Below are 9238 nucleotides of genomic sequence, written 5' to 3' on the forward strand. Positions count from 1 at the left end.
CGGCGCGCCCCGGCGTGGTGTCGGCGGGCGGGGGGCGGCGTGGTCTGCGTGTCTGCGTGGCGCGCCCCGACCCGCCCCCGCCCCCCCCCCCCCCGGTTCGCGTCACCTCAGCACAGGCAGAGCGAGTAGTTCGCCCGGTACGTCGTCGGGCTCGCCGGCGCGGTGATGTTGTGCGTCTGCGCGCCGCCGTCGGACCAGCTGCCGTACCGGAAGCGCAACCCCAGCGGACCGCTCTGCGGGCTGGGCGCGCTGATCGAGTTGTTCGACCCGACGATCACCGTGCGGGTGAAGGGCGTGGTCGACGCGGTGCCGCCGACGCTGAGCTGCAACCCGCTCGGGCTCGACGTGAACGTCAGCGCGACCGTCTGCGGGTCGAGCTTGGTCGTCGTGCTCGTGGTGCGGCCCGACGAGTCCGTGGCGGTCAACGTCAGGTCCAGGTAGGACGGGTACTCGTGGTCCGGCGCGATGAACGACCCCGACGCCACGCCCGTCCAGTTCTGCACCACGTGCTCGTGGCACGACCCGTTCGTCGCGCAGTGCTGGATGCTCAGCTTCCAGCTCAACGCGGACGCGGGCAGCGCGCCGTCCTGCGCGTCGGTGGCGTGCCCCGAGAAGGCCACGTTCTGGCCCACCACCCAGTTCAGCGGCGCGGTCGGGGCGTCGATCACCGGGACCGGGTCCTCCGCGACCGGCGTGCCGACCGTGACGGCGATCGTCGTGTCGCCCCACGCGCCCGACTGGTCGGTCACCCGGAGCCCGACCGCCACCGTCCCCTCGACGGTGTAGGTGTGCGTCGGCGTGGCGGAGGTCGAGTCGTCGTGCTGGCCGTCCCCGTCGAGGTCCCACGCGTAGGTCAGGGTGTCACCGGGGTCGGGGTCGGTCGAGCCCGTGCCGTCGAACTGCACGGTCAACGGCGCGGGGCCGGTCTGCGGGGTGGCCGCGGCGACGGCGGTCGGCGCCCGGTTGCCGGTCGGGTAGCTGACGCGGCGCAGCTGGCCCGCGCCGAGCGCGATGTAGAACAGGTCGCCGCCGGGACCGGTGGTGATCTGCACCGGGACGTTCACCCCGGTCACGAACGGCACCAGCTTGGCCGGGTCGGGCTGGCCCGCGGTGGTCTGCATCGCCCAGATGCACCCGCGCGAGCTGTCGGCGAAGAACAACGCGCCGTCGTAGGCCGGCGGGTAGTTGCTGTCGGACTCGAACGCGATGCCCGAGATCGACGAGCCGCCGGTCGGGCACGGGTCGGTCGCCACCACCTTCGCCGAGTGGCTGTAGGCGTAGTAGGGCGCGGTCTGGCCGGCGCCGCTGTACAGCGACTCGCACAGCGTCAGGTTCGCGCCGTCGTAACCGCCCTGGCGGGCCGCGCCCTCGTAGCAGGGCCAGCCGAAGTTCTCCGCCGTCGCGTCGTTCACGTCGGCGATCCGGTTGACCTCCTCCCAGGTGTTCCAGCCGACGTCGCCCGCCCACAGCTCCTCGGTGCCGGGGCGGAAGGCGAAGCGGAACTGGTTGCGCAGGCCGTGCGCGATGACGCGCCGGGCGTTGGCGTCGGCGCTGTCCGCGAACGGGTTGCCGGGCAGGCCCGCGCCCGTGTCGGGGTCGATGCGCACGATCGAGCCGTCGAGGCTCACCGGCTCGCCCGCCGGGCGGCGGATCGACTGCGAGCGCAGCGCGCCGCCCCGCGCGGTCGGCGCGGTGAGGTTCGTGCCCGCCGGGGACGGCGGGTCGGCGCACGGGTTGCCGACCTGGCCGTAGTCGGCGAAGTTGAAGCTCGCGCCGTCACCGCCGCCGACGTACAACCCGCCGTCGGGGCCGAAGACGACCGTGCCGATCGAGTGGCTCGGGTACTGCTGGCACCAGTCGGTGACCAGCGGCTGCTCGGCGGTCATGGTGCCGCCGGAGCCCATGGTCAGCTTGGAGACCCGACCGGTGACGACGCAGCCCTGGTCGGTCGCGCCGGGCGGGGTCGGGCACTGGTCGCCCCACCGCGGGTGTGTGCCGCCGGGCGCCGCGTCGTAGGTGTAGGCGACGTAGACGTAGGGGCGGGCGGGGAACTGCGGGTCGACGGCCAGGCCGAGCAGGCCGCGATCCCAGAAGTCCTGCGTCTGCGGGCGGAGGTCGGCGAACACGGTGGCCGTGGTGTCGGCGAGCGAGTCGAAGACCTTGACCAGGCCGCTCTTCTCGGCGATGAACACGCGCCCGTCGGGCGCGAAGGAGACGGCGGTGGGGTTGGTGAGGCCGCCGATGGCGAGGGTGTCGGTGAAGCCGGTCGGCACGGCGGCGGTGGCGGCCGGCGGGAGCGCCACCGCGGTGGCGGCGACCACGAGGGTCGCGGCGGCCACGGCGGTCACCCGTCTCCCACGACGGGCGAGTGGTGCGCGGCGGAGTAAGCGCATGTCCCGATTTGTTCCCTTCGTGACACTTTCGAGTGAGCACGGAAGGGTTACATGCGGGTTGCCGAAACCGCACCGCTTTAGCGGACGGTGGAGGGGATGCCGCAGGTTGTCATACGACCGGAGTATCGACGACCCCGATTATTCGGCGGACGGGTGCGCCGTCCGGTCGAGCGCGGCGCGGCGTTCAGTCGAGCACGGTCTCGCGGTTCGCCCGACCCCTGGTCAGGACGAACCCCGCCACCGCGGCGAGCGGGAACATCACCACGGCGTAGACGGCGGCGGGCACGGCGAGCCGTTCGTCGCCCAGGACGCTGACGCCCACCGTGATCGCCAGGGTGCTGTTGTGCACGCCGACCTCGAACGCCGACGCGATCGCCTGGCGTTCGCCCACCTTCGCCAGCCGGGGGAGCAGGTAACCGGCGGCGAGGCTGATCGCGCAGAACAGCACGCTCACCAGGCCGACCGCGGCCAGGTACTCGGCGGTGTTCTCGATCTCGGCGACGATCGTGCCGACGATCACCGCGACCAGCACCAGCACCGAGACGATCCGCACCGGCCGGTCCGCGCGGTCGGCCGACGCCGGCGACCAGCGGCGCACCAGCATGCCCAGCGCCACGGGCACCAGCACGAGCGCGAACACCTGCGCCACCTTGCCGAACTCCAGGCCCAGCGCGCCGTCCGCCGCCGGGTGGAAGTGGCCCAGGGCGAAGTTCACCACCACCGGCAGGGTGACCGCCGCGACCACCGAGTTCACCGCGGTCAGGGTGATGTTCAGCGCGACGTCGCCGCGGAACAGGTGGCTGAACAGGTTCGCCGTGGTGCCGCCGGGCGACGCGGCGAGCAGCATCATGCCGACCGCCAGCACCGGCTCCAGGTCGAACGCCACCACCAGCCCGAAGCACGCCAGCGGCAACAGGACCAACTGGGTGGCCAGCGCGACCGCGACCGCGCGCGGCTCCCGCGCGGTCCGGGCGAAGTCGGCGGTCGTGAGCGACATCCCCAGCCCGAACATGACCACGGCCAGCGCGATCGGGAGGCCGATCGACGTCAGTGCGGAATCCACGGCGACCACCTGAGCCTCTGCGTCGGACCGGAGCGAGGAGCGCATCTTCCCCCAGAACGGGACGAATCGGGAGGTCTTGACACCGGGTTCGCCGGTAAACGGCAAGAACGGAGAGGCGTCGGGTGCGCGCGACGCGGCGTTCCGAGCGTTCAACTCGGCTGTTCCGGACGTGGGACACGCGCGTTCCGGACGTAGGACACGCGGGTTGGTTGTTATCGCTAACAGGTTCGGGGGGTCGAACGCGTTCGACGGCAGGGAGCCGGAATTTGGGCACCGCCGACCGGGAGAGGGCGGGCGATGTTCTGCTCCACGATGTCCACCATCCCGGAGCCGCAGCGGACCGGCCACCAGGGACGGGCAGGTGGCCAGGCGGTAGAGCGCGAGCCGGGTCCGGGTCCGGGTCGGCGGTGTGGGCGTGCATGGCCCGCACCGCCCGACCGAGCCGGGCGAGGACCCGGTCGGCGCGGCGCGGGTCCCGCGCGATCCACTGCTCCGGCGATCGCGCCCGCGGGGTCAGGACGGGTTCAGCTTGATGGCGAACGCGTTGAAGATCGACCACACGTCGACCCACCCCAGCGCGGTGGTGCACCCGGACGTGCCGCACCCCCAGCCGACGCTGACGATGCCGTTGAGCTGCCGCGAGTTCGCGTCGTTGAGGTAGATGACGGGGCCGCCGCTGTCACCGCCGCGACCGACGACGCCGCCGTAGTGGGGGACGCCGTAGCTGCCCCACACGGTCGTGCCGTTGACGGTCCAGCTCATGGTGCCCGCGTACACGGTCCTGATGTTGCAGACGACCTTGGAGTTGTACCCGAGCTGGCAGGTGAAGTCGCCGACCGCGACGTTGCGCACGCCGTTGAGGTAGCGGGTGTAGCCCGTCGCGTCGACGCCGTCCCACGTGTAGCGCAGCGTCGGCGTCTCGATGAACGCCGAGTCGACCGCGGGCAGCTCGTACTTGACCTGGCCGATGTAGTTGCCGCCCGCCGCCCAGACGTGGTCGCCGACGTTGTAGCAGTGACCGGCCGTGACCAGCCACTGGCGGCCGTCCCAGGTGCTGACGGCGGGGATGCCGCTGGTGCAGTAGGACTCCGCGCCGTACGCGGGTCCGAGCGCGGCCCCGGCGTAGAACGGGGAGCTGTCGTTCCAGCGGCTCAGGGGCGTCGCGGGCGGGGCCTGCTCGACGCGGACCTCGGTGGCGCCGGTGGCGGCGCGCCGCTGGGCGACGGCCGGGGAGGCGAGGTAGGACCGCGCGGCGCCGGGGTCGTCCACGGCGAGTTCGATGACGCCGCCGTCGACCGAGCTGCCCGCCCGGCTCACCGTGAACGGCAGGTCGGCGCGGCTGGTGAGGGCGGAGATCTCGGCCTTGAGCTGCTGTCGGGACTTCTTGGCCGGCACGACGTTGATCAGCCGCGCGTCCACGGCGGGGTTGGCCTTGCGGACCTCGGCCACGAACGCCCAGCCCTGCCGCACGTCGGTCAGGTAGACGTTGACCGACCGGTAGTCCGGGGCCATCTCGACCTGGGTGTAGATGTCCGCCCGGGACTCCTGGCCGACCCGCGCCGCGGCGTCCGCCGCCAGTCGCAGCGGTTCGAGCACCCGGGCCTGCCGCTCCGGCGTCATGGCCGCCACGGCGTCGGCGGACAGCGGCTCGGCCGCCGCGGCGGGGAGCGTCAGGAGCGGTAAGAAGGCGAGCGCGCTTGCCAGGGCAAAAGATCTTCGGAACGCGTTCTTCATCGGTCAACCCTCGTTTCGGATCGAATGTGAATCGAGTGCGATATCGCGTTCTGGGGCGTCGCCGCCGACGAACGCGCGCAGGCGGGCAGCCCGAATCCGACATTTCGTGCCGTGGCACGGAAAATCGGTCGGCGCGAGGTCGACGGACCGGGGATCACCGCACCGCGAGCCCGCTGAGCACCGGGAACGCCTTCGTGCAGCGGATCCGGTCGGGTTCTCGGGCCGCGGGTGTCGGCGGCAGCGATCAGTGTCGGCGGCGTGATCGAATTCGGGGAAAGGTCGGCGGCGGGGAGATTCCGGCGGAATGCCGGGACAAGGCTAGCGCCCGCGCCGGGTTCGGTGAATCGACCAAAAGAGGTGACGTCGTGGACGTGCGGAGGTCAGGGCAGGATCGAGTCGACGTACCCGCCGTCCACGCGCACCGCCGCGCCCGTGGTGGCCGACGCCTGCGGCGAGGCCAGGTACACGACCAGGTTGCCGATCTCCTCGGGCTCGATCAGCCGGCCCAGCAGCGATTGCGGCCGGTGCAGGCGCATGAACTCGCGCTGCGCCTCGTCCCAGGGCAGCGAGCGGTCCACGAGCTGGTAGACGAAGTCCTCCACCCCGCCGGTGTGCGTCGGCCCGGCGATCACGCAGTTCACCGTCACGCCGCTGCCCGCCGCCTCCTTGGCGAAGCCGCGCGACACGCCCAGCAGCGCCGTCTTGGACACCCCGTAGTGGATCATCTCCGCCGGGATCACCACGGCCGAGTCGCTGGCGATGTACTGCACGCGGCCCCACCCGCGCTCCCGCATCCCCGGCAGGTACGCACGGGTCAGCCGCACTGCCGCCAGCACGTTGACCTCGAAGTACCGCCGCCACTCGTCGTCGCTGATCTCCAGCGCGGGCCGCGCGCCGAAGATGCCGACGTTGTTGACCAGCACGTCGACCTCCGGCACCGCGGCGACGAGCGACGCCGTGCCCTCCGCGGTCGACACGTCGGCCGCCACGCCCACCACGTCCGCACCCGGTGCGGCCTCGCGCAGCCGCGCCACCGCCTCGTCCACCGCGTCGGGCTTGCGGCCGTTGACCGCCGTCCGCGCGCCGGCCCGCGCCAGCGCCACCGCGATCGCCTCGCCGATGCCCTGCGTGGAACCGGTGACCAGCGCCGTCTTCCCGCTCAGATCCAGGTGCATGCCGGCAATGATCGCGCACCCGGCGCGCCGCCGCCGGTCACGAGTACAGCGCGCCCAGGAACTCCACCAGCAGGCGCTCCCGCAGCGCCGGACTCGCCGCCGCGAGCAGCGTGTTCACCGTCGCCATCCGCTCGGGCAGCACGCCGCCGTCGCCGCCCATCCCGGCCGCGGCGAGCAGCCCGGCGAACTCGTCGGGCGTGAGCGAGTCCGGTTCCAGCGCGCCCACGTACGCCAGGACCTCCGGCGCGACCCGCACCGGCCCGGCCTCGACGGCGGCCTTCACCGACGCCCGCAGGTCCTCCAGCAGCTCCGACTCGTGCCCGGCGTTCGCCGCCGTCACGGTCAGGTGCAGGTTGGCGGGGGAGGAGCGGTGGGCGAACTGCGGCTGCACGTACCAGTTCCGCGCCTTCATCTCGTCGGCCACGGTGAACACGTCGAAGTCGTCCCGCGCGTTCGTCACCGCGAGCAGCGTCGCGGACGGCTCGCCCAGCACCCGCAACCCGTCGATCCCGGCGATGCCCTCGCGCAGCACCCGCGTGCTCTCCAGCGCCCGACGGGCCAGCGAGCGGTACCCGTCGTCGCCGATGTGCCGCAGCACCGCCCAGGCGGCGGCCAGCGGGCCACCGGACCGGGTGGACTGCGTGGTGGAGTTCAGCATCGTGTAGCCGGGCCAGGCCGCCGACGCGAAGAACTGCGACCGGCGCAGGTCGGCCGACGCGTGCAGCAGCACGGACGTCCCCTTCGGGCAGTACGCGTACTTGTGCAGGTCCACCGAGATGCTCGTGACGCCCGGCACGGAGAAGTCGAACGGCGGCACGTCCGGCGCGTGCGGCAGCACCCAGCCGCCGATGCACGCGTCCACGTGGCAGCGGACGCCGCGGTCGAGCGCGGCGGCGGCGATCTCCGCGACCGGGTCCACTACGCCGTGCGCGTACGACGGCGCGCCGGCCACCGCGAGCACGGTGGACGAGTCGATCGCCGCCGCCATCGCCACCGGGTCCGCCCGGAACGTCACCGGGTCGACCGGCACCGCGACCACCCGCACCCCGAAGTAGTGCGCGGCCTTGTGGAACGCCGCGTGCGCGGTCTCCGGCAGCACCATCGACGGCCGCTCGACGTCGGGCCGGGCGTCCCGCGCCGCGACGACCGCCAGCAGGCACGACTCGGTGCCGCCGGACGTGACCGTGCCGACCGTGCCGTCACCGCCGCCGAGCAACCGCGCCGCGGTGCGCACCACGTCGTTCTCCAGCCGCAGCAGGCTCGGGAACGCGGTCGGGTCGAGCCCGTTGACCGACGACGCCAACGCGTGCGCGGACGCCGCCAGCTCGTCCAGCCCCGGCAGCGCGCTGTCGTACACGTAGGCCAGCGTCCGGCCGCCGTGCGTGGGCAGGTCACCGGCCCGCAGCGCCCGCAACTCCGCCAGCACGTCCTGGGCCGGCACGTCCTGGGCCGGCACGTCCTCGGTCACGCGGTCTCCTCACGCAGCAGGGGCAGGGCCGCCAGCGCCAGCACGGCCGGGATGGCGGTGAATCCGAGCAGCGCGGCCGTCACCGCGCCGGAGGGCTGCGCGGCGGCGCCGTCGGTGCTCGCGACGTACCCGCCCGCGGCCAGGACCAGGCCGTACACGCCGGGGCCGAGGGCGAGCCCCAACGTCTCACCGGCCGTCCACACGCCGGAGAACAGGCCCGCCCGCGTCGCGCCGGTCCGCCGTTCCTCGGCGCTGATCACGTCCGGCAGCATGGCCAGCGGGAACACCTGCATCCCCGCGTACCCGACGCCGACCACGGCCATCAGCGCCAACACGATCGGCACCGGCAGCACCCGCGACGCGGTCAGCCCGGCCACCGCGACCGCGAACAGCGCCGACGCGGCGACGAGCCCGGCCCGCTTGCCGTGCCGGCGCCCGACCCGCTGCCACAGCGGCATCACCAGCAGCGCGGGCCCGACGAACCCGGCGAACAACGCGGTCTGCAACCCCTGTTCGCCCAGCACCAGGCGGGCGAAGTAGTCGACGCCCGCGAGCATCGTGCCCAGCCCCACGGCCTGCACCACGAACACCGCCAGCAGCGACCGGAACGGCCGCGACCCGCGCACCGCCGAGGCCAGTTCACGGACTCCCGCTGACGTGGACACCCGCCGTGACGCGGGGACGCCGCGGGTGCCGGCGACCGTGGCCAGCGTGCCGAGAACCATCAGCGCCGCGACCGCCACGCCCATGCCGGGGTAGCCGACCGCGTCGCGCACCGCGGGCGCGCCCGCGCCACTGACCAGGATCGCGAGCGCCAGGAACGCCATCCGCCACGCCATGAGCCGGGTGCGCTCGTCGTAGTCCTCGGTGATCTCCGCGGCCATCGCCACGTAGGGCACCTGGAAGAACGCGTACGCCGTCGCGCAGGCCAGGAACACCAGCGCCACGTACACCGCCGCGCCCGCCCCGGTGAACGGCCCGGCGAACAGCAGCGCGAACAACACCGCCGTCGCGAGCCCGCCGCGCAGCAGGAACGGCCGCCGCACCCCGGCCCGGTCGCTGATCCGGCCGGCCACCGGGTTGAACAGCACGTCCCACGCCTTCGGCACGAGCACCAGCAGGCCCGCGACGGCGGCGGGCACGGCCAGGCCGTCGGTCAGGTACGGCAACAGCAGCAGGCCCGGCACGGTGCCGAACGCGCCGGTGACGAACGACCCGGTCGCGTACCCCGCCCGGACCCCGCGAGTGATCTGCCGCATAGGCGGAAGAGTTTCGCATTCCGCCCGCCACCAGCGCGAGGGCGACTTCGGATGACCGGATGTCGAGATCACACCGCGACCGGTCGACCACCCGCCGCAGCCGGCCGGGACCGGATCGCGGCGGTCGGCGCGGGTCCGAGCGCCGC

At 73.3% G+C, this 9238-nt stretch carries 6 protein-coding genes; all 6 read right to left on the reverse strand.

What is annotated here, in order from left to right; all coding sequences use genetic code 11:
• Nucleotides 1–107 precede the first annotated feature (107 nt).
• Nucleotides 108–2393, reverse strand: coding sequence for a PQQ-dependent sugar dehydrogenase (locus tag ACFXGA_RS38285; RefSeq protein ID WP_378097469.1), 2286 nt, complete (start codon nt 2391–2393; stop codon nt 108–110).
• A gap of 184 nt (nt 2394–2577) precedes the next feature.
• Nucleotides 2578–3456 (reverse strand): bile acid:sodium symporter family protein, encoded by an 879-nt coding sequence (locus tag ACFXGA_RS38290; RefSeq protein ID WP_378097472.1) that lies wholly within the window; start codon nt 3454–3456, stop codon nt 2578–2580.
• A 513-nt stretch (nt 3457–3969) separates the two neighbouring features.
• Nucleotides 3970–5190: a hypothetical protein gene (locus tag ACFXGA_RS38295; protein WP_378097475.1), complete on the reverse strand. Its 1221-nt coding sequence runs from the start codon at nt 5188–5190 to the stop codon at nt 3970–3972.
• Nucleotides 5191–5570: 380 nt separating this feature from the next.
• Nucleotides 5571–6365, reverse strand: a complete 795-nt coding sequence (locus ACFXGA_RS38300; RefSeq protein ID WP_378097478.1) for an SDR family NAD(P)-dependent oxidoreductase — start codon at nt 6363–6365, stop codon at nt 5571–5573.
• A 37-nt stretch (nt 6366–6402) separates the two neighbouring features.
• Entirely contained in the window at nt 6403–7806 is a 1404-nt protein-coding gene (locus ACFXGA_RS38305; protein WP_378097484.1) for a pyridoxal phosphate-dependent decarboxylase family protein, read from the reverse strand.
• Between the two features lie 23 nt (nt 7807–7829).
• Nucleotides 7830–9092 carry an MFS transporter gene (locus ACFXGA_RS38310; protein WP_378097481.1) on the reverse strand — a complete coding sequence of 421 codons (1263 nt, stop codon included), beginning with the start codon at nt 9090–9092 and terminating at the stop codon, nt 7830–7832.
• Between the last annotated feature and the right edge of the window lie 146 nt (nt 9093–9238).

Source organism: Actinosynnema sp. NPDC059335 (assembly GCF_042752395.1).
Taxonomy (GTDB): domain Bacteria; phylum Actinomycetota; class Actinomycetes; order Mycobacteriales; family Pseudonocardiaceae; genus Actinosynnema.

Coding starts and splice junctions, on each gene's coding strand:
- ACFXGA_RS38285 (WP_378097469.1), bottom strand. CDS start 2,393: ATGCGCTTACTCCGCCGCGCACCACTCGCCCGTCGTGGGAGACGGGTG.
- ACFXGA_RS38295 (WP_378097475.1), bottom strand. CDS start 5,190: ATGAAGAACGCGTTCCGAAGATCTTTTGCCCTGGCAAGCGCGCTCGCC.
- ACFXGA_RS38300 (WP_378097478.1), bottom strand. CDS start 6,365: ATGCACCTGGATCTGAGCGGGAAGACGGCGCTGGTCACCGGTTCCACG.
- ACFXGA_RS38310 (WP_378097481.1), bottom strand. CDS start 9,092: ATGCGGCAGATCACTCGCGGGGTCCGGGCGGGGTACGCGACCGGGTCG.